Source organism: Kribbella sp. NPDC056861 (assembly GCF_040687575.1).
In the GTDB taxonomy this organism is placed as follows: Bacteria; Actinomycetota; Actinomycetes; order Propionibacteriales; family Kribbellaceae; genus Kribbella.
Map to the genome: position 1 here is coordinate 1,330,170 of NZ_JBFBNQ010000002.1, position 17,129 is coordinate 1,347,298.

The 17,129-nt window shown below is 68.4% G+C and carries 15 protein-coding genes; 10 read left to right on the forward strand and 5 right to left on the reverse strand.

The window, feature by feature from the left end; translation table 11 throughout:
* Positions 1–72: 72 nt before the first annotated feature.
* A complete protein-coding gene (locus tag AB0P21_RS13270; protein WP_363696312.1) occupies positions 73–4,149 on the reverse strand; it encodes a S8 family serine peptidase in 4,077 nt (1,358 codons plus the stop codon).
* A 331-nt stretch (positions 4,150–4,480) separates the two neighbouring features.
* On the opposite strand from AB0P21_RS13270, the gene AB0P21_RS13275 reads away from it, so the two are divergent.
* The 5 genes from AB0P21_RS13275 to AB0P21_RS13295 all read left to right on the forward strand — a co-directional run bounded on the left by AB0P21_RS13275 (position 4,481) and on the right by AB0P21_RS13295 (position 7,640).
* A complete protein-coding gene (locus AB0P21_RS13275) occupies positions 4,481–4,612 on the forward strand; it encodes a hypothetical protein (protein ID WP_363696314.1) in 132 nt (43 codons plus the stop codon).
* 198 nt (positions 4,613–4,810) lie between these two features.
* The gene (locus AB0P21_RS13280) at positions 4,811–5,044 is read left to right on the forward strand and encodes a hypothetical protein (protein WP_363696315.1); all 234 of its coding nucleotides are present in this window, start codon (positions 4,811–4,813) and stop codon (positions 5,042–5,044) included.
* Positions 5,045–5,079: 35 nt separating this feature from the next.
* On the forward strand, positions 5,080–6,321 hold the full coding sequence (locus AB0P21_RS13285) for an aminoglycoside phosphotransferase family protein (RefSeq protein WP_363696316.1): 1,242 nt from the start codon (positions 5,080–5,082) through the stop codon (positions 6,319–6,321).
* Positions 6,305–6,691 carry a hypothetical protein gene (locus tag AB0P21_RS13290; protein ID WP_363696317.1) on the forward strand — a complete coding sequence of 129 codons (387 nt, stop codon included), beginning with the start codon at positions 6,305–6,307 and terminating at the stop codon, positions 6,689–6,691. Before AB0P21_RS13285 ends, AB0P21_RS13290 begins: the two co-directional genes overlap by 17 nt.
* A 181-nt stretch (positions 6,692–6,872) precedes the next feature.
* Positions 6,873–7,640, forward strand: coding sequence for an SDR family oxidoreductase (locus tag AB0P21_RS13295; protein ID WP_363696319.1), 768 nt, complete (start codon positions 6,873–6,875; stop codon positions 7,638–7,640).
* 63 nt (positions 7,641–7,703) lie between these two features.
* Here the strand turns inward: AB0P21_RS13295 and AB0P21_RS13300 are convergent, their stop codons facing one another.
* Complete coding sequence (locus tag AB0P21_RS13300) at positions 7,704–9,083, reverse strand: NAD(P)H-quinone dehydrogenase (protein ID WP_363696321.1); 1,380 nt, start codon at positions 9,081–9,083, stop codon at positions 7,704–7,706.
* A gap of 31 nt (positions 9,084–9,114) precedes the next feature.
* Between AB0P21_RS13300 and AB0P21_RS13305 the strand changes: the two genes are divergently transcribed.
* The gene (locus tag AB0P21_RS13305) at positions 9,115–9,576 is read left to right on the forward strand and encodes a gamma-glutamylcyclotransferase (RefSeq protein ID WP_363696323.1); all 462 of its coding nucleotides are present in this window, start codon (positions 9,115–9,117) and stop codon (positions 9,574–9,576) included.
* Positions 9,577–9,612: 36 nt separating this feature from the next.
* Complete coding sequence (locus AB0P21_RS13310; protein WP_363696324.1) at positions 9,613–11,271, forward strand: phospho-sugar mutase; 1,659 nt, start codon at positions 9,613–9,615, stop codon at positions 11,269–11,271.
* A 118-nt stretch (positions 11,272–11,389) separates the two neighbouring features.
* Here the strand turns inward: AB0P21_RS13310 and AB0P21_RS13315 are convergent, their stop codons facing one another.
* From AB0P21_RS13315 to AB0P21_RS13325, 3 genes are all read right to left on the reverse strand, one after another.
* Positions 11,390–11,839 (reverse strand): hypothetical protein, encoded by a 450-nt coding sequence (locus AB0P21_RS13315; protein WP_363696326.1) that lies wholly within the window; start codon positions 11,837–11,839, stop codon positions 11,390–11,392.
* 203 nt (positions 11,840–12,042) lie between these two features.
* Positions 12,043–12,993: a neutral zinc metallopeptidase gene (locus AB0P21_RS13320; RefSeq protein WP_363696328.1), complete on the reverse strand. Its 951-nt coding sequence runs from the start codon at positions 12,991–12,993 to the stop codon at positions 12,043–12,045.
* 169 nt (positions 12,994–13,162) lie between these two features.
* On the reverse strand, positions 13,163–13,729 hold the full coding sequence (locus tag AB0P21_RS13325; RefSeq protein ID WP_363696329.1) for a PH domain-containing protein: 567 nt from the start codon (positions 13,727–13,729) through the stop codon (positions 13,163–13,165).
* Positions 13,730–13,847: 118 nt separating this feature from the next.
* On the opposite strand from AB0P21_RS13325, the gene deoC reads away from it, so the two are divergent.
* From deoC to AB0P21_RS13340, 3 genes are read left to right on the forward strand one after another with little or no spacing between them, the layout of a single operon-like run.
* Positions 13,848–14,804: a deoxyribose-phosphate aldolase gene (gene deoC, locus AB0P21_RS13330; protein ID WP_363696331.1), complete on the forward strand. Its 957-nt coding sequence runs from the start codon at positions 13,848–13,850 to the stop codon at positions 14,802–14,804.
* 5 nt (positions 14,805–14,809) lie between these two features.
* Positions 14,810–16,246, forward strand: a complete 1,437-nt coding sequence (locus tag AB0P21_RS13335; RefSeq protein ID WP_363696333.1) for an aldehyde dehydrogenase family protein — start codon at positions 14,810–14,812, stop codon at positions 16,244–16,246.
* Entirely contained in the window at positions 16,236–17,126 is an 891-nt protein-coding gene (locus tag AB0P21_RS13340) for an aldehyde dehydrogenase family protein (RefSeq protein WP_363696335.1), read from the forward strand. The genes AB0P21_RS13335 and AB0P21_RS13340 overlap by 11 nt, the downstream gene beginning before the upstream one ends.
* Positions 17,127–17,129 lie beyond the last annotated feature (3 nt).

A 17,129-nucleotide genomic window follows, 5' to 3' on the forward strand; every position in this document is an offset into this window, starting at 1 on the left:
TCCGAACATGTGTTGGGCGTGGGAAAAGGAACAGCCGCCCACCCAAAGGGTGAGCGGCTGTCCACTGGCTACCTATCTCTTGATGGTGATCGGGACGGACAGTGCCGAAGGAGCAGACGGCGGGCCTATCAGCAGTTCGCCGTGGTAGTCCTGGCCGGCGGTCATCGCCTTGTTGTAGGCAACATGAAGCGTGACCGGAGTACCAGCGGCCAGCGGGCCGGACGGTAGGCCGGTGACGGTCAGGTCGTTGCCCTGTACTGCGTTGATGTTGAGGCCGAAGGACGGAGTACCGGCGACAGCGAAGCCATGCACCCAGATCTGGTAGTTGCCGTCGGGTGGGCTGACCAGGTCTACCGACTCGTTGGCCGTCCCAGACGTGGACGACGCGACGATCTCCGAGGATGAGAAGACACCGTCGTTGTTGGCGTCGCGGACCACGAACAGGTCCAAGTCGTTGGAGTCGAGCGCGGTGGTGACGCTCAGGCGGGAAGCGTGGTTGAGGGTGATGTTCTTCTTCACGCTCGCCGTTGACGGGTCGTCGGGGTTGTCCTGGTGTGCGGTCTCCGTGGTGTTGCTCGGCTGGCTGAGACCGAAGGCGGATGCCTTCAGGCCGTCCAGCGCGACACTCGACTCGAACTTGACGTCGAAGCTGCCGCTATCACCTGAAGACGGTAGTGATACCGCCGAAGGCGACACCGATGCGCTGCCGAGTTGCACCTTGAAGGGGGTGTTGAAGGCGTCGCCCTGCCAGCCGACCTGGTGGATCGCGACCGACTGCAGGCCTTCCTGCGCCGGTGCGGTGACCACGTCGGCAGGACCGCCGCTGGCCGTGTCGAAGCGCCAAACCCCGGCTCGCACGTTGGTGTTCGGGCTCTTGCCGACCGTGTCGATCGTGTACGGCGCACCGAACACCGAGTCCGGGAACAGCTGGAAGTGGTTCTCCGAGCGGCCCATGATCAACGTGTCGAGGTCCGTGTACGGGCCAGTTCCCGACCAGGTGGTGTTGGCGAGCAGCTTGGTGCCCTCGGCCGGCGTCTTCGGTACGTCGAGGTAGAAGAACCGCCAGTCCCCCGACTCCGGGCGCCAGCCCCAGTCGTTGGCGCCGAACACCGAGCCGTTGTTGTAGGTCAGATTGCTCTGTGCCGCAGCCACATCCGAGCCGCCGAAGGTGGTCGTCCCGGTGATCTTGCCGGTCGCGTCCTGCGTGGCCTTCGCGGCGACCGCGACCGACACCGGCACGACCATCGAGTCACTTCCCCGCTTCAGCACGATCGCGCCGGAGTACATCCCGTACGGCGTTGCCGGCGGCACCTTGATCGTTGCCGTCACCTCGCCGCCCTTGGAGTTCTTCGAGGTGGTGATCCAGTTCCAGTCGGAGTTCTGGTACCAGTCGATCGAGATCTTGAAGTTCGTCACCGGGATCTTCGCGTTCTTCGTCGAGTGCTGCAGCCCGAGGAAGACCCCGTCGGCCATCCGCGAGTGCGGATCCCGCACCCAGGACTGCAGAGCGTTCGACCCGGCCCGGTGGTACATGAACCGCCCATATTCACCCTGCTGCATCTCCGACTTGGCGAAGTCCAGGTCGAGGAAGCCGTCGATGTTCGAGCTGGTCGTCTTGTCGGCGTGGTTCACCACGCCGTTGCCATCGGCATCCTTCCAGAGCTTGCCGTCACCGTTGACGTCGGTCCAGTTGTAGGTGAGCAGCCGCCAGGCCTGGTCCTCGGTGTAGTTCTTGTCGCCGTCGAACTGCTCTCGCGGATACTCCAGCTTGACCACCATCAGATCGGCGTCCTGGTGCTGTTTCACCTTGCTGGTCAGGTCGACCAGATAGTCCGGCGCGTTGAAGTTGCCGGTGCTCTCCTGCTTCAGATCCTTGCTGCTCAACGAGAACGTGTCGTTCGCAGTACGGACCAACTGGCGGTCACTGACGTCCCAGACACCGGGACCGTCGACCGTGAACTTCTGCGTGTCCGTCGCGCCGGGCGCGATCACGTTCGCGAACACCGGGTACTCCGTACCGCGGTAGTCGCCGACCCGCCACTGCGTCGGGCTGACCGAAGCGCGCGTACCGACCGCGCTCCGCACCGCCTTGCCGACGTCGATCGAGCCGGAGCCCTGGATGTTCGAGTCATACCCGAGGTCCTGCGCGGAACCCTTCAGCAGATCCTTGGCCGTCTTGTAGAACCCAGCCGGTACTACGCCCGCGTGCTGCGCCTTGTACGCCTGGTAGACCAGTGCGGTCGCACCGGCGGCGACTGGTGTCGACCGGCTGGTACCACCCCAGGTGGTCCACGCGTTCCGCCCGTCGAGCACGGTGTTCAGCGTCGCGTCGCCCGGTGCATAGGCGCCATCGGCAACCACATCGACCCCGTTGGTCGCGTTCGCGCCGAAGCCGCGGTTCGACCAGACCACCACGTCGTTGTCGTTGATCTGCTTGGTCCGCAGAATCGAGTCCCAGCCGGAGCCGCCGAACTGCGTCGACGCGCCGACCTCGATGCCCGCGGTCGGCGCGGCGGATCCCGTCGTACCGAAGCCAGGGGCGCCGTTACCCGTGGAGAACAACGGCGTCGTGCGCAGACCGTTGTGGATCACGTCGGCCTCCTGGCTCGCCGCGTCCCAGCCGTCGTTGTCGATCGCCGACTGACCGTAGGAGTTCGAGGTGACGTCGACACCCTGCCGGGTCGAGAGCAGGTAGCCGAACTGGGTGGAGAAGGCGAAGCCGAGGTAGATGTCACCGAACGGCGCGAGCTTGGCGTTCGGAGCGCCACCCAGTACCGCGCCCGCAGGCTTGCCACCGGCAACGTCCTTGAAGCTCGCCACCTTGCCGTCGGCAACTGCCTGGCCGACGATGTTCGACGCGGTCAGCGTGCCGTGGCCCTCGATCGACGGGTCGAAGTCACCCGTCCAGGCGACCACCTCGCCGGCCCCGAACGGAGCACCCTCACCGCCGAACGCGTCCAGCCCGCCCGGCAGCGGCGTCGCACCGTCGGAGACGTAGTACAGGAGGCCGCCGGAGATGTCGGTGTAGCCGTCGCCGTTCATGTCCCGGTACGACGCCGGGCTGGTCTTGTTGACCGGCTTCTCGTCCGCGAACGAGTGGTCGTCGTCGAGGTCCACGTAGATCGTGTCGTAGACGCCGGCCGTGTTCGGGTCGGCGAGCAGGAACGCGGGGCGCTCGCCGTACAGGGAGAGCAGGTGGTCGTCCGGGTGGCTGCCGAGGCGGACCTTGCCGGACTTGCTCCACGCGGAGGGGAAGTCGTAGCTGTGCTCAGCCGTGCCGGCCGGGGCGGCGAAGTTCCGCGACGGGCCGGTCTTGGTGGCGAAGTCGACGGCGCAGTTGCCGGCTGCCGGAGTGCAGGTTGTTGCCTCGGTCTTCACGTACCAGGAGAGGCCCTGGTCGATCTGGTCCGGGGCGAACAGCCACTGCTGGGTGCCGTACGGGTCGAAGGCCTTGGGCCAGCCGTTCCAGCCGGCCTTCGCGCCGGTCTGACCGGACCACGTCTGCCACGTGTTCAGCAGGTCGGGGTGGCCGAAGTCGGTGCCGCCGTCGAGGACACCGACGGTGATGCCGGTGCCGGTGAAGCCGTCCTTCCAGGCGCCGGTGAAGTTGTGCGACTTGGCGTCGAGGAGGTTCTGGTTCCTGAGCTTCTCGAAGTTCGAGGAGCGCGGCGCCGGCGCTTCGGAGTACGGGACCTCGGCGGTCTTGATCTTGCTGATCGCGGCCTGCTGCTCGGCCTTCGTCGGCGCCTGGTGCAGCTCGGGATCGGGGTCGCCGGTCGGCTGCCCGGTCTTGCCGAACTCGACCGGCTGCACCGAGATCACGCCCGGCGCGGAGGCGAGCTTGGCCAGCGCCTGGACGGCGATCGACCCGGCGACGATGCCGGTGCCACCGGACTGCGCGACCCTCGCGTTGTCGAGCAGCGCGCGGGCCTTGCTGGAGTCACCCTTCACCGTCGCGAACACCGCGACCTGCTGGGTCTCCCCCTTCTTGACCCGCGTCTCCAGCTTCGGATCGAGCTTCGCCACGGCTCCATCGGTCGCCGTCTCCACCTGCTGGGTCGGCTGCGCGCCAGGCTGACCCGGCGGATCCTCCCCGGTCGCGGCTTGCACCGGCGCCGACAGCAGCGGCGCCGCGATCAAGGTGGTCATGGCAACCAGGGCAGAGCCATGCAACAGCCGTCGTCTCATCAGATCCCCTCCAGCACAGGCGGTCCCCCGACCACCGCGTCTCAACTCTTTCGGACCCTACGACCGCCCGACGCCGCCACGGAAGTTGTTCCAGCGGCCAGTTCCGGCCTCGATTATTTGGTTGCCACAAGCAACGAACACGGCTTGTGTCCAGCCGTCGAAACGGCAGTCGGCGGTGGCCGATTTTCCGCATCGCGGCGGGATGCCCCCGAACCGGTGTCGACTACCCTGAGTATCGGGCGCCCGCTCTTGCGGAAACGCATGTTTACCCCTGTTCTCGAGGAGGCGACCGTTGGACAGCTCACTGGTGATCGCAGCCATCGGCGTGGCCGGCACCCTGATCGCCTCGACCCTCTCGCCGCTGCTCTCGGAGCGCTCGAAACGGCGGGAGTTCGAGCGGGCCCGCGCCGAGCGCCTCGAGTAGGCGGAGCGCGACGAGAAAAGGGTCCGGCGACTGGAACTCCGCCAGGGCTACATCACCTTCAACGCGGCGGCACGCGACTACCACCGCGCTCTCCGCGCCTGGTCCTACGCCGCCGACAACGGCACCGACCGAGCCGCCGAGACGGTCGAGCTCCCGCAGACCCGGCAAGCCTTCCAGACGGCGTACGCCGAGGCGCAGATGATCGTCAGCGCCCCGGTGCTGGTGCTCGCCCAGCAGATCGCCAAAGGGCTGGCCGACGCCTACGGCATCCTCAAACACCGCGAGGACGGCACTCACGATTCCGCCACCGACACGACGGAGAAGGCGCGCGACATCCTCCAGGAGGCGTGGGGACCGTTGCGTGAGATCCGGATCGCGATGCGGGCCGACCTCGACCTGCCGACAGATGAGAAAGCTCTCAGAATGCGCTAACTGGTCGCTCATAGTGGCCGGGCAGTGTTCTGGGTATGGCAGAACACAGCGAGTTCCTGGAGCTCCTCACCGGTCCTTCGGCCGGGGAGATGCTGGCGGCGGCTGTGGAGGCCGGCGGCGGTGAACTGATCAACTGGCGGCCGGAGCAGGTCGATCACCATGCGGCCGGTACGACGGTTGCCTATCGCACCGAGATCCGGCGGCACGCGTCCAGTCGGCCCGAGTCCGAGGTGTTGTGCGCGACCGCCGGTGGGAAGCTGCCGGATGGCGTCACTGTCATCGGGGCCGATGACCTGCAGGTAGGGGTTTGGGCTGCGGGCGCTGACCCATTGCTGCCGGGGATGCGGGCGGCGATGAATCCTGCCGCCGTCTCGGCGCTCTTCGAGCGTTGCGGGCTTGGGAGCGGTGACGTCAGCCTCGAGTTGCTGTCCTACCGGCCGTTGCGTCGGGCTGTCGTGGAGGCGACCGGGTCGCTGGGACGCCTTTATTTGAAGGTGGTTCCGCCTGCAAAGGTCGAGGCGCTGCATGATCGACACCGGCTGCTGACGGGTGCCGGAGTACCGGCTCCTCGCAGTCTGGGCTGGAGCGACGACGGGCTGCTCGTGCTGGAAAGCCTCCCCGGCCAAAACCTGCGATCCGTACTGCGCTCAGGCGGTCCCCTCCCGGATCCGTCGCAACTGCTCCGAGTGCTCGACGCGCTCCCCACCGAGCTTCTCGATGCTCCCCGCCGGACTTCGTGGCTGGAGCGGACCGAGTACTACGCCCACTCGATCGGCGACGTAGTACCGGAACTGCGGACGACCGCCATCCAGCTCGCCGCGGAGATCGTTGCGGAGAGCAACAGTGGGCCGACGGTGCCGGTGCACAGTGACTTCTACGAAGCACAGCTTTTCGTGGACTCGCACGGCGCGGTGACCGGGCTGCTCGACGTCGACACGGCCGGGCCCGGGGATCGGCTCGACGATCTCGCGTGTCTGGTCGGTCATCTGGATGTCCTCGCGCAGGTCCTGCCGCAGCATGCGTCGGCCATCGGCGCCTACTCCGCGCACTGCCTCTCGACTTTCGACCGCTGTGTCGATCCGCGCCAGCTTCGGTTGCGGGTCGCCTCGGTCGTCCTCTCACTCGCCACCGGCCCGCACCGTGTGCAGGAAGCCGGCTGGCGGCAAGCAACCCGGGAACGACTCCTCCTGGCCGAAAGCTGGGTCGAGGCCGCAGACCGGGTCAACCGGAGCCACTGGCTCCCCGAAGGAAGGAATCACCATGTCAGCAACGCGTAAGTGGGCCGTAGTCGGATCGATCGCCGCTATCTCCACGATCGGCATCGGTACCGCGGCCTACGCCGCCCCGAACCTGAACGACCCGGCACCGGCCACCCCGACGGCAACCCAGTCGGACAAGGCAGTCACCCCCGGTACGACGACCGCCGCGCCGACCGTCTCCGCGGACACCCCTGGCGAGGTCGCCAGCACCAACACCCCCGGCGAGCCGGCCTCGGCCAACACCCCCGGCGACACGGCCTCGGCCAACACCCCGGCCGGCGCTGCGTCCGCCAACACCCCGGGTGACACCGCGTCCGCCAACACCCCGGCCGGTACTGCGTCCGCCAACACCCCCGGCGACACCGCGTCGGCCAACACCCCCAACTGACTGCCCGACCCCGCGCATACCGACAGGCAGTAGTCGGTTCCACGGCCGGCCGACACGCTCACCGGAGCGGCGGCCGGCCGCAGCGCGGGCACTACTTCCTGTCGGTATGCACGGTCTCCCACGAGCACCGCACTAACCTGAGGCGTCCGGGCTCGCCGGACCCTCAGGACTGGAGTCCGCGATGGAGCTGAACCTGGCCGGCAAGACCGCACTCGTCACCGGAGCCAGCAAGGGCATCGGGCTGGCGATCACCAAGGAGTTGGTGGCCGAAGGCGTCCAGGTGGTCGCGGGAGCGCGGACAGTCGGCGGCGAGTTGGGATCACTGGGTGTCGAGACCATCGCCGTCGACCTCAGTACTCCGAACGGCCCGGCCGACTTCGTCACCGAAGCACTCGAGCGCACCCAAGGGTTCGACATCCTGGTCAACAACGTCGGTGCGGTGCATCCGCGGCCCGGCGGATTCGCCTCCGTCACCGACGAGGACTGGCTGGCCACCTGGACGCTGGACTTCCTCTCGGCCGTCCGCACCACCCGCGCGGCGCTCCCGATGTTGCTAGAGCGGACCGGCGCGATCGTGACCGTCTGCTCGGTCAACGCGATCCTGCCCGATCCGCTGGTGATCGACTACAGCGCCGCCAAGGCCGCCTCCGCCAACTTCTTCAAGGCGTTGTCGAAGGAGGTCGGGCTCAGCGGCGTACGGGTCAACACAGTCAGCCCGGGACCGGTCTCGACGGATCTCTGGCTCGGCAAGGGTGGTGTCGCCGAGACGGTCGCGGGCGACGGCGACCCGGCAGCGGTCGCCGCCAAGGTCGCGGCCGGCGCAGTCACCGGCCGGTTCACCACTCCCGAGGAAGTTGCCGCCCTGGTCGTCTTCCTCGCAAGCGACCGGGCCGGCAACCTCACCGGCGCCGACATCGTCATCGACGGCGGGATGACGCCGACCCTCTGAGTCGATAGCGGGTTGTTTGACCGCCGGCATGCAGCACGCCAGCGGTCAACAACCCGCCGGCCGTCAGGAGCGCAGGTGCAACCGCCGCGCCGCCTCCGCGATCGAGCCGGACACCGACGGGTAGACAGTGAACGACTGAGCCATCTGGTCGACCGTCAGCCGGGCAGCGACCGCCAGGGAGATCGGGTGGATCAGCTCGCTGGCCCGCGGCGCCACCACCACGCCGCCGACGATGATCCCGGTGTTCGGCAGGCAGAAGAGCTTCACGAAGCCGTCCCGGACGCCCTGCATCTTGGCCCGGGCGTTGTCCGCCAGCGGCACCTTGACGACCATCGCCGTACTGCCGCCCGCGTCCAGCACCGCCTGGGTCAGGCCGACCGTGGCGATCTCGGGGGCGGTGAAGACGTTCGAGGAGACCGTCGACTGGTTCAGCGGCGCCACCGCGTCGCCGAGCGCGTGGGACATCGCGATCCGGCCCTGCATGGCCGCCACCGAGGCGAGCATCAGCACGCCGGTGCAGTCGCCCGCCGCGTAGACGCCGCGCGCCGTAGTACGGGAAACGCGGTCGACCGTGACGAAGCCGCCGTCACCCAGCGACACGCCCGACTCGACCAGGCCCATGTCCTCGGTGTTCGGCAGCGATCCGACAGCGAGCAGCGCGTGCGAGCCCTCGACCGTACGGCCGTCGGTCAGCGTCACCACGACCCCGTCGCCGCGCCGCTTCACCGACTCCGCCCGGGACTTGCCCAGCACGGTCATGCCGCGGCGCCTGAAGACGTCCTCCAGCACCTCGGCGGCGTCCTTGTCCTCACCCGGCAGCACCCGGTCCCGCGAGGAGACCAGCACCACGTCGCTGCCCAGCGCGTCGTACGCGCTGGCGAACTCGGCGCCGGTGACACCGGAGCCGACCACGATCAGCCGCTCGGGCAGCTCCTCGAGCTCGTAGACCTGCTCCCAGGTCAGGATCCGCTCACCGTCGGGCTCGGAGCCGGCCAGGATGCGCGGCCTTGCCCCGGTGGCGATCAGCACCACGTCGGCGTCCAGCCGCTCGTCGCCGACGACCACGGTCTCCGGCCCGTCGAGCCGGCCGCGGCCGTTGATCACCCGGATCTTGTCGTCGGTCAGCCGCCGCCTGATTCCCTCGGACTGGGCGGTCGCCAGCGCCTTGACCCGGCGGTTGACGACGGACAGGTCGACACGCACGGCGTTCGCCGGATCGTCGTCGCCGTCCTCCACCCGGACCCCGAGCTGGCCGGCCTCCTCGACTTCCGTCATCACCTCCGCCGTGGCGATCAGCGTCTTGCTCGGAACGCAGTCCGTCAGGACGGCCGAACCACCGATCCCGTCGGAGTCGACGACTGTCACCTCCGCCCCTAGTTGGGCGGCTGCACTAGCCGCTTCGTACCCGCCTGGACCGCCACCGATGATCACAACTCGCGCCACGAGAGGCCATTGTTCCGTATCCTGTGATCTCGTGACCCTGTACGCCGCGTTTGCGTCGAATCTGGACCCGAATCTGATGGCCGAGCGGTGCCCGTTCTCGCCCCTGCGCGGGACCGGGTGGATCGTCGGCTGGCGCCTCACCTTCGGGGGTGAGGAACTCGGCTGGGAGGGCTCGATGGCGACTGTCGTCGAGGATCCCAGCGACCCGACCAACCAGGTTTTCGTCGCCTTGTACGACGTCAGCCCGGTGGATCTGGAGCGCCTGGATGAATGGGAGTTCATCGACCAGGGCGTCTACCGCAAGCTCCAGATCCGGGTGCAGACCCTGGACGGCGAGCAACTGGCCTGGATGTACGTCCTGAACGCCTACGAGGGCGGCCTGCCCTCCGCGCGGTACCTGGGCATCCTCGCCGAGGCCGCCGAGGCCGCGGGCGCGCCGGACGACTACGTGGCGGACCTGCGGGCCCGGCCGTGCCAGAGCTCCGGCCACTAGCCCCCTCCTTGGCCTGATACCGGGCGGTATCGTGCGGTGGTGACCGTCAACGATGCCGCTCTGCCCCGCCTGGCTGCCCAGGCCTGGCTGGCCGAGGACCCCGATCCCGACACCCGCGCCGAACTCCAGGCGCTGCTCGACGCCGGCCCGGAGGCCGACGCCGAACTGGCCGACCGCTTCGCCGGCACCCTCGAGTTCGGTACTGCGGGCCTGCGTGGCGCTGTGGGCGCTGGGTCGAACCGGATGAACCGGGTCGTGGTCATCCGCGCCGCGGCTGGGCTCGCGGCGTACCTGAAGGCCAACGGGCTGACCGACGGGCCGGTACTGATCGGCTACGACGCGCGGCACAAGTCAGACGTGTTCGCCCAGGACACCGCCGCCGTGATCCGGGGCGCCGGGCTGGATGCCGTGCTACTGGACCGGCCGGCGCCGACGCCGGTGGTCGCGTTCGGGATCCGGCACCTGAAAGCGGTTGCCGGGGTGGTGGTGACGGCGTCGCACAACCCGCCGCAGGACAACGGGTACAAGGTCTATCTCGGGGACGGCTCGCAGATCGTGCCGCCGGCTGACAGCGAGATCGCTGCGGCGATCGATGCCGTCGGGCCGATCGCGTCCGTGCCGCGGGGCGATGACTGGCAGACCGCCGGGGACGACCTGCTGAACGCGTATCTCGACCGGATCGCGACGCTGGTGCCCGCGGATGCTCCTCGGGACCTGAAGGTGGCCTACACGCCGTTGCACGGGGTGGGGCGGCTGCTGGTCGAGGCTGCGGTGGAGCGCGCGGGGTTCGAAGTACTGGATGTGGTGGCTTCGCAGGCTGATCCGGATCCGGACTTCCCGACCGTGTCGTTCCCGAATCCGGAGGAGCCGGGGGCGATCGACGCTGCGCTCGAGTTGGCGCGATCTGTTGAGGCCGATATTGCGGTGGCGAACGATCCGGATGCTGATCGGTGCGCGGTCGCCGTACCGGATGCTGGGGCTGAGGGCGGCTGGCGGATGCTGCGCGGGGATGAGCTGGGCGCGCTGCTCGGCGAGTTCCTGCTGTCCTCGCGGCCTACTGGGGTGGCGGCTTGCTCGATCGTGTCGTCGTCGCTGCTGGGGAAGATCGCGGCGGCGTACGGGGTCGGGTACGTCGACACGCTGACCGGGTTCAAGTGGATCGGGCGGGTGCCGGAGCTGGTCTTCGGGTACGAGGAGGCGCTCGGGTACTGCGTTGATCCGGAGGCCGTGAAGGACAAGGACGGCGTCTCGACGCTGGTCCGGGTGCTGCAGCTGGCCGCGGCTGCCAAGGCTGATGGGCGGACGTTGCTGGATCTGCTGGACGATCTGGCGAAGAAGTACGGGCTGCATGCGACGGATCAGTTGGCTGCGCGGGTGGATGACCTCAGCTTGATCGCCGCGGCGATGGATCGGTTGCGGGCGACTCCGCCGACGTCGCTGGGTGGTCATTCGGTCGACGTCGTCGAGGACCTGAGTGAGGGGTCTGAGGCTCTGCCGCCGACCGATGGTCTGCGCTACACGCTCTCGGAAGGCGCCCGGGTGGTCGTCCGCCCATCCGGCACCGAGCCGAAGATCAAGTGCTACCTGGAGGTTGTCATCCCGGTCGCCGGCGATGACGTGGCGGCGGCACGAGCCCAAGCTGCCACTGAGCTGGCTGCCATCAAGGTCGATCTGGCCGCGGCCGCAGGCATCTAACCAAACAACCTCCGCGCTCAGCTGCCTGCGGCAGCTGAGCGCGGAGGTGAAGTGCGTGGAGGCGCAGAAGTCTGCGCCTGCCCGGGTGTTGCTGAAACTTGCGGCAGCTGGTGGCGGGTCAGCTGCTGAGTGCTGCGGCTTCGGCCTGCTCGGCTCGCAGCGAGCTCTGCAGGGAGGAGTGCAGGATCTTCAGGGTGCTGGTGGACTGCATCAGCGCCTCGCGCTCGTCCGGGTTGCGGTTGGCGAGCGCGGTGATCTCGTTGACGCTCGCCTCGATCCGGGCGAGGCGGTCGGCGACAGTGCCCTCACCGCTGCTGGCCCGGCGGACCGCGTCGGAGGTGACGGTCCAGACGTCTTCCTTGTCGTTGGTGCGGCGCGACAGGTCGACCATCTGACCGAGCGCGGCCAGGTCGCTGTCGATCTGCGCGCGCTCGACCGGCGTGCTGATGCCGGCCGTGCCCTGGCGCAGCCGGGTGACGTGACCGGACAGCTCCGACCAGCCACACTTGCCGCTCTTGATCTTGTCCAGCACCTTCGTGTACTCGGTGTTGAACTCGTCGTAGTTCACGATCCTTGACTCCTGCCGTTCGTGGGTCGACCAAGACTGTAAGGCGTGCGGACCCGAAACACGGTAACCACACGATCGCAGATCGTGAACGTGTCGGCCAAATTGCAACCTTCGGCCGGATCAAACAAAAAGCCGCCTGGAACGTGAACGCGTTCCAGGCGGCTTAGTTACTCCGGGATCACCCGGAGATTGTCTCAGCTGGGTCAGGCGACCCGGGCCGAGGCCGAGTTGAAGGTGTTGCAGCGGTTCGCGTAGGTCTTCGAGCTGGCCGCGTAGAAGCCCGAGTGCGACCAGAAACCGTGGTTCGCGAACGAGCCGTGGTCGCGCGGGTAGCCCTTGATGTCGCCGGAGTGCTCGACCAGGTACTTCCACTGGGTGTAGAGGCCGCCGGACAGCGGGTAGTACTTCTTGTTGGCTCCGAGCATCGCCGAGCCGAGGCAGGACGCCTGCAGCTCACGGCGACGGCTCTCCTCCAGCTTCGCGGCGCTGGTGGTGAACGCGTACTGCCGCGACCAGGACGCGGACAGGATGCCGGTCCGGTACTGCACGTGGTGGCCGTACTCGTGCGCCAGCGTGTTGGTGGCGTAGGCGCGGGCGTAGGTCGGGCTCTGCTTCCAGAAGCCGGCGATGTAGGCCCACGGGATGTAGATGTGCGACTGGGTGCCGTACCCGCAGAAGTACGAGGTCGGGTAGCTGACCGTGCCACAGTTGGTGGCGACCTTGCTGGCGCTGTAGATGACCAGCGTCGGCTTGATCGAGTAGTTGGCGCCGGAGGCCTTCAGGGTCGGCGCCCAGGCTGCCCACATGCAGTTCAGCAGCTGCTGGTCGTAGGCCTTGACCCCGGCGGCGGTGCGCAGGGAGACGTTGACCTCCTTGCACTTCGACGCCTGGATCGCGCCGGTCGTGTACAGCTTGTTGTAGCGAACGATGTTCGTGTTCGAGCTCGCCAGGGTGGTGGCCTGGGTGCCCTGGATCTTCGCCTCGGCGGCGGGCTTGCCCAGTTGGGCAGCGGACTTGCCCAGCTCGGCGGCGGGGATCTGGGGCGGGACGCCACCAGTCGCCTGCGCTGCCTGAACGGGCATTGCCAGCGCTGCGAATCCGGCGACGGCGGCGACGCCGGCCAGGACGCGCTTCTTGCTGGAGAGGTTGACCATGAGCTCCACTCTCGGTGTATCGGGGGACCTTGCGGTGTCCATCCTGGGTGACCGTGAGGTTCATCAGCAGGGCGGACACGGGTTCGGACGCGACCGATCCGGGTGAAGTTCCCCTCAATCCAAGATTTTCTTGCCGGGTTTCTTCAGCAGGAGAAGGTGCGGCGGCGCATCAGCGCAGGAGTTGGGCGATCAGGGCGACGACGGCCAGTACTGCGGCGATGGCGAGTTCGGGGCGGGCCCAGGTGGTGACGATCTCGGCGTCGGCGGAGCCGGTTCCGCCGTACAGGTTGACGTGGTGGTCGATCCGGTCGACGACGAACTCGGCGCGGGACATCGAGTTCTCCGCCTTGAGTTTGCGGCCGCCGACGCGGGACTTGCGCATGTCCCGCATCACCAGCTGGACGCCGGGGCAGCGCAGCCGGCGGTCCTCGGTGTGGACCCGCAGGATGTCGGTGACGTCGACCTCGGTGATCTTGTTCCACGGCACCACGTGGTCGCGGATGTGGTTACGGATCAGCAGGCTGCCGGGGCGGAGCGTGACCGACGGTCGGAACAGCCCGGCGTACGCGGCGACCATCAGCAGCCCGATCAGGCAGCCGGCCACCAGGCCGCCCGGCGTGCGCCACTCCAGCACGATGTCGGCCAGGCCGGCCGCACCGATCACCAGCACGATCACGGCGGTGATCCGGTTCGACGCGGACAGGTACTGCTCGTTCTCCATCGACTTCGAATTCACCCGGACAACGTAACCGCACAGGCCAGGAATCTCCTCGTTCGGGAGCAGACCTGTTGCCGTCCTGGTACCTGTGTACGGCCGCGAACCGCCCGGCCGAAACACGATTAGACTGCCGAGGGTGACCACTACCGACACTGGCGTCGACAGTCTCGCCGACGTGACCTCGTCCGAGGACCGGCTGCGCCGGTTCCTGCTGGGCCTGCCGGGCGTCGACCAGGTCGGCGCCGAAGCCCGGGCCGCCGCCCTGAGCACCCGGTCGATCAAGACCACCGCCAAGGCGTACGCGCTCGATCTGGCCATCCAGATGATCGACCTGACCACCCTGGAGGGCTCGGACACCCCGGGCAAGGTGCGGGCGCTGTGCGCGAAGGCCAAACGGCCCGACCCGGCCGACCCGACCGCGCCCCAGGTGGCCGCGGTCTGTGTCTACCCCGACCTGGTGGCGACGGCGAAGTTCGAGCTGCGCGGCACCGGGATCAACGTGGCCAGCGTCGCCACCGCCTTCCCCAGCGGGCGTTCCAGCCTGGCGATCAAGGTGCAGGACACCAAGGACGCGGTCGCCTCGGGCGCCGACGAGGTCGACATGGTGATCGACCGGGGCGCCTTCCTGTCCGGCCGGTACGGGCTGGTCTTCGACGAGATCGCCGCGATCCGCGAGGCGGCCGGCGACGCGCACCTGAAGGTGATCCTGGAGACCGGCGAGCTGGTCACCTACGACAACGTCCGGCGGGCGTCCTGGCTGGCGATGCTGGCCGGCGCGGACTTCATCAAGACCTCCACCGGCAAGGTCTCCCCCGCGGCGACGCTGCCGGTCACGCTGGTGATGCTGGAGGCGGTCCGCGACTACCACGAGTCGACCGGGCTGCACATCGGCGTCAAGCCGGCCGGCGGGATCCGGACCGCCAAGGACGCGATCAAGTACCTGGTCACCGTCAACGAGACGGCCGGCCCGGACTGGCTGGACCCGGAGCTGTTCCGCTTCGGCGCCTCCAGCCTGCTGAACGACCTGCTGATGCAACGCACCAAGCTGGCCACCGGGCACTACCCGGGCCCCGACTACTTCACGCTGGACTGAGGGCATTGAGCAGATTCGAGTACGCACCCGCGCCGGAGTCGCGCGCGATCGTCGACATCAAGTCGTCGTACGGGTTGTTCGTCAACGGCGCCTTCACCGAGGCGACCGACGGCAAGCCGTTCAAGACGGTCAGCCCCGCCTCGGAGGAGGTGCTGGCCGAGGTCAGCGAGGCCGGTCCGGCCGATGTGGACCGGGCCGTCAAGGCCGCCCGCAAGGCCTACGAGAAGGTCTGGGGCCCGATGCCGGGCCGCGACCGGGCGAAGTACCTGTACCGGATCGCGCGGCTGATCCAGGAGCGGTCGCGTGAGCTGGCCGTGCTGGAGTCGCTCGACAACGGCAAGCCGATCCGTGAGTCCCGCGACGTCGACCTGCCGCTGGTCGCCGCGCACTTCTTCTACTACGCGGGCTGGGCCGACAAGCTCGAGTACGCCGGTGCGGGCGCCGACCCGCAGCCGCTCGGTGTCGCCGCGCAGGTGATCCCGTGGAACTTCCCGCTGATGATGCTGGCGTGGAAGATCGCGCCGGCCCTCGCGGCGGGCAACACGGTGGTGCTGAAGCCGGCCGAGACGACCCCGCTGACCGCGCTGGCGTTCGCGGAGATCTGCCAGCAGGCCGACCTGCCGCCGGGTGTGGTCAACATCGTCACCGGCGCCGGGCGTACCGGCCAGGCACTGGTCGAGCACCCGGACGTCGACAAGGTCGCCTTCACCGGCTCGACCGCGGTCGGCCGCGCGATCGCCAAATCGGTCGCGGGCACCGACAAGAAGCTGACTCTGGAGCTGGGCGGCAAGGCGGCGAACATCGTCTTCGAGGACGCCCCGATCGACCAGACCATCGAAGGCATCGTCAACGGCATCTTCTTCAACCAGGGCCACGTCTGCTGCGCCGGTTCGCGGCTGCTGGTCCAGGAGAGCGTTTACGACGAGGTGCTGGCGCGGCTGAAGCGCCGGATGTCCACGTTGCGCGTCGGCGACCCGCTGGACAAGAACACCGACATCGGCGCGATCAACTCGGCCGAGCAGCTGGCCCGGATCCGCGAGCTGTCGCAGATCGGCGAGGACGAGGGTTCCGAGCGCTGGTCGCCCGAGTGCGAGCTGCCGACGCAGGGCTTCTGGTTCCCGCCGACCGTCTTCACCGGCGTCTCCCAGGCACACCGGATCGCCCGCGAGGAGATCTTCGGGCCGGTGCTGTCGGTGCTCACCTTCCGGACCCCGCAGGAGGCGGTCGAGAAGGCGAACAACACCCCCTTCGGCCTGTCGGCCGGCGTCTGGACCGAGAAGGGCTCGCGGATCCTCTGGATGGCGAACCAGCTCCGGGCCGGCGTCGTCTGGGCCAACACGTTCAACCGCTTCGACCCGACCTCGCCGTTCGGCGGTTACAAGGAGTCGGGTTACGGCCGCGAGGGCGGCCGCCATGGTCTGGAGGCCTACCTTGCCCACTAAGGACCCCGCGCGCACGACAGCAGCGCGTCTCGACGTGCGCAAGACCTACAAGCTGTACATCGGCGGCGCCTTCCCGCGCAGCGAGTCCGGCCGGGCGTACGTCGTGTCCGATGCCAAGGGCAAGTTCCTCGCGAACGCCTCGCAGGCGTCCCGCAAGGACGCCCGGGACGCCGTCGTCGCCGCCCGGAAGGCGTTCGGCGGCTGGTCGGCGCGGACGGCGTACAACCGTGGTCAGGTGCTCTACCGGATCGCCGAGGTGATGGAGGGCCGGCACGAGCAGTTCAGCGCGGAGGTCGCGGCGTCGGAGGGACTCTCGATCAGCAAGGCGCGGGCGGCCGTCGACGCGTCGATCGACCGCTGGGTCTGGTACGCCGGCTGGGCCGACAAGCTGGCCCAGGTGGTCGGCTCGAGCAACCCGGTGGCCGGCCCGTACTTCGACTTCTCGTTGCCCGAGGCAACTGGCGTGGTCGCGGTGCTGGCGCCGCAGGACTCCAGCCTGCTCGGTCTGACCAGCGTGATCGCGCCGGCGATCGTGTCCGGCAACACCGTGGTGGCAGTCACGTCGTTCGCGCGGCCGCTGCCGGCCGTGACGCTGGGCGAGGTGATGGCAACCTCCGACGTGCCGGGTGGCGTGGTCAACCTGCTGACCGGGTCGGCGTCCGAGATCGGTCCCTGGCTGGCGTCGCACTCCGATGTCAACGCGATCGATTTGGCCGGCATCGTCGATGCCGACGAGGCGACCACTCTGGAAGCCGCTTCGGCTGAGAACCTCAAGCGGGTCCGTCGTCCGGCTGCCGAGGACTGGACCGAGTCGCCGGGGCTGTCGCGGCTTACGCAGTACCTGGAACTGAAGACCGTCTGGCATCCGATCGGGTTGTGAGCT

Bases quoted from the DNA above. Each gene is read 5' to 3' on its own strand.
- AB0P21_RS13295 (WP_363696319.1), top strand. From the start codon at position 6,873: ATGGAGCTGAACCTGGCCGGCAAGACCGCACTCGTCACCGGAGCCAGC.
- AB0P21_RS13280 (WP_363696315.1), top strand. From the start codon at position 4,811: ATGATCGTCAGCGCCCCGGTGCTGGTGCTCGCCCAGCAGATCGCCAAA.
- AB0P21_RS13290 (WP_363696317.1), top strand. From the start codon at position 6,305: ATGTCAGCAACGCGTAAGTGGGCCGTAGTCGGATCGATCGCCGCTATC.
- AB0P21_RS13285 (WP_363696316.1), top strand. From the start codon at position 5,080: ATGGCAGAACACAGCGAGTTCCTGGAGCTCCTCACCGGTCCTTCGGCC.
- AB0P21_RS13320 (WP_363696328.1), bottom strand. From the start codon at position 12,993: ATGGTCAACCTCTCCAGCAAGAAGCGCGTCCTGGCCGGCGTCGCCGCC.
- AB0P21_RS13270 (WP_363696312.1), bottom strand. From the start codon at position 4,149: ATGACCACCTTGATCGCGGCGCCGCTGCTGTCGGCGCCGGTGCAAGCC.